We start from the raw sequence: 2,615 nt of genomic DNA, 5'->3' as shown, positions 1-2,615 counted from the left end.
CGCCCTGCTGATCAGCCGTACGGTCTCGGCCGAGGGGCGGTCCCGCGCCCATCTCGGTGGGCGGTCCGTGCCCGTCGGGCTGCTCGGCGAACTCGCCGACGACCTCGTCGCCGTCCACGGCCAGACCGACCAGCAGGGGCTGCTCAGGCCCGCGCGGCAGCGGCAGGCCCTCGACCGGTACGCGGGCGAGGCCGTGGCCGCGCCGCTGGCGCGCGGGCCTGAGCAGCCCCTGCTGGTCGGTCTGGCCGTGGACGGCGACGAGGTCGTCGGCGAGTTCGCCGAGCAGCCCGACGGGCACGGACCGCCCACCGAGATGGGCGCGGGACCGCCCCTCGGCCGAGACCGTACGGCTGATCAGCAGGGCGCCGTCGTCCAGCTCGGCTCCCGCCTCCTGGGCGCGCACGGCCGCGGGGGCGTCCGCGGGGACGGTGATGCGCCCCTCCACGACCGCCGCCTTGGCGCCGATCCGCACCAGGGCGGGGTCCGCGCGCCCGCCCAGCAGCAGGCCGAGACTGGTGACGACCATCGTCTTGCCCGCGCCGGTCTCGCCGGTCACCGCCGTGAAGCCGGGCGACAGCTCGACCACCGCGTCGTCGATGACCCCGAGCGACCGTATCCGCATCTCCTCCAACACGGACACGACCATACGAGGTTCGGCCACCCCCGCGCGACGCCCTCCCCCGTAGTCACCCCGCGTACGGGCCGCCCGCACCGCCGCCGCAAGCTCAGGCCGGGCCACGCAACGTGGGTGGCTCAGCGTGCCCACCACACCGCCGCCCGAGTCGGCCACAGCGGTCGGCTGGCCCCCGGCACCACAAGACTGCGCGAAACAGCGCCTACTGCGCGGCCCCGCGCCAGCCCGCCACCGGGAGCGCGAACTTCGCGACCAGCCGGTCGGTGAACGACGCGTGGTGCAGCCGGGCCAGCCGCACCGGCACCTCGCCCCGCCGCACCTCCACCCGCGCCCCCGCGGGCAGTTCGACGGTCCGCCGCCCGTCGCACCACAGCACTCCGTGCTGGGTCTGCGGCTGCACCTCGACGGCGAGCACCGAGTCGGGCGCGGTCACCAGCGGCTTGGCGAACAGCGCGTGCGCGCTGATCGGCACCATCAGCAGCGCCTCGACCTCGGGCCAGACGACCGGCCCGCCGGCGGAGAAGGCATACGCGGTGGAGCCGGTCGGCGTCGCGCACACCACGCCGTCGCAGCCGAACCGCGACACCGGCCGCCCGTCGACCTCGGTGACGACCTCCAGCAGCCGCTCGCGCGCCGCCTTCTCGACAGACGCCTCGTTGAGCGCCCAGTCGCGGTGCACCACGACGCCGTTGTTGCGCACCAGCACGTCGAGGGTCATCCGCTCCTCGACCTCGTACGAGCGGGTGACGACCCGGTCGACCACCTTGTCCAGGTCGTCCCGCTCGGCCTCGGCGAGGAAGCCGACCCGGCCGAGGTTGACGCCGAGCATCGGCACCCCGGAGCTGCGCGCGAACTCGGCGCCGCGCAGCAGCGTCCCGTCCCCGCCCAGCACGACGAGCAGTTCGCTGCCGTCGAGCACGTCCTGCGAGGGGTCGACGAGGTCGACCCGGTCGGGCAGCGGCAGGTCCACCGCCTCCTCGGCCAGCACCCGTACGCCGATCCCGCTGCGCAGCAGGCCCTGGACGACCAGTTCGGCGCTGCGGACGGCAGCCGGCCGGCCGGTGTGGGCGAGCAGGAAAACGGTGCGTGATGTCGTCGTCAACGCGGCCCCTCCGCCACTGCTCGGTCAACGTCGGCCGGGTCGAGCGCGGGCGCCCCGGCGCGCAGCCAGAGAAAGTATTCGACATTCCCGGACGGCCCGGGCAGCGGGCTCGCGGTGACGCCGAGGACGCCGAGGCCGAGCCCGGCCGCCTGCCCCGCGACGGTCCGTACGGCTTCGGCGCGCAGCTCCGGGCTGCGGACGACGCCGCCGCTGCCCAGCCGCTCCTTGCCGACCTCGAACTGCGGCTTGACCATGAGCACCAGGTCGGCGTCGGGCGCGGCGCAGCGCAGGAGGGCGGGCAGCACGAGCCCGAGGGGGATGAAGGAGAGGTCGCCGACGATCAGGTCCATCACCTCTCCGCCGATCGCTTCGAGCGTCAACTCGCGTACGTTCGTGCGGTCCTTGACGGTGACGCGTTCATCGCTCTGCAGTGACCAGGCGAGCTGCCCGTAGCCGACGTCGACGGCGACGACGTGCGCGGCCCCGGCCCGCAGCAGCACGTCCGTGAAGCCGCCGGTGGAGGCGCCCGCGTCCAGCGCCCGGCGACCGTCCGTCTTCAGCCCGAGCGGGGTGAAGACGGCCAGCGCGCCCGCGAGTTTGTGGCCGCCGCGCGAGACGTAGTCGGGGTCGCTGTCGTCCTGGGTCACGACGACGGCCGCACTGGTCTCCACCTGGGTGGCGGCCTTGCCGGCCTTGGTGCCGCCGACGGTCACCCGGCCCGCGGCGATCAGCTGGCTCGCGTGCTCCCGGGAGCGGGCCAGGTTGCGGCGCACCAGCTCCGCGTCCAGTCGGCGTCGTGCCACGTGCGGTTCAGCTCCTGTCGTCGTACGGGGTGGTGCTACGGGGTGTGTGGCGCGCGGGGCGCTCCGGGCGCCACAC

Annotated in this window: 3 protein-coding genes; all 3 read right to left on the bottom strand. The window is 74.8% G+C overall.

Translation table 11 applies throughout. The features are described from left to right. The coding region (locus AOK16_RS20585; RefSeq protein ID WP_240483667.1) for an AAA family ATPase at positions 1-646 on the bottom strand (646 nt) is incomplete at its 3' end. A gap of 190 nt (positions 647-836) precedes the next feature. Next, positions 837-1,736, bottom strand: a complete 900-nt coding sequence (locus AOK16_RS20580) for an NAD kinase (RefSeq protein WP_055473671.1) — start codon at positions 1,734-1,736, stop codon at positions 837-839. Beyond that, a complete protein-coding gene (locus AOK16_RS20575; protein WP_055473670.1) occupies positions 1,733-2,539 on the bottom strand; it encodes a TlyA family RNA methyltransferase in 807 nt (268 codons plus the stop codon). The genes AOK16_RS20580 and AOK16_RS20575 overlap by 4 nt, the downstream gene beginning before the upstream one ends. Between the last annotated feature and the right edge of the window lie 76 nt (positions 2,540-2,615).

Origin of the sequence: Streptomyces pathocidini, assembly GCF_001418495.1 — a bacterium.
Classification (GTDB): Bacteria; Actinomycetota; Actinomycetes; order Streptomycetales; family Streptomycetaceae; genus Streptomyces; species Streptomyces pathocidini.
This window is presented reverse-complemented; position numbering and strand designations above follow the sequence as displayed.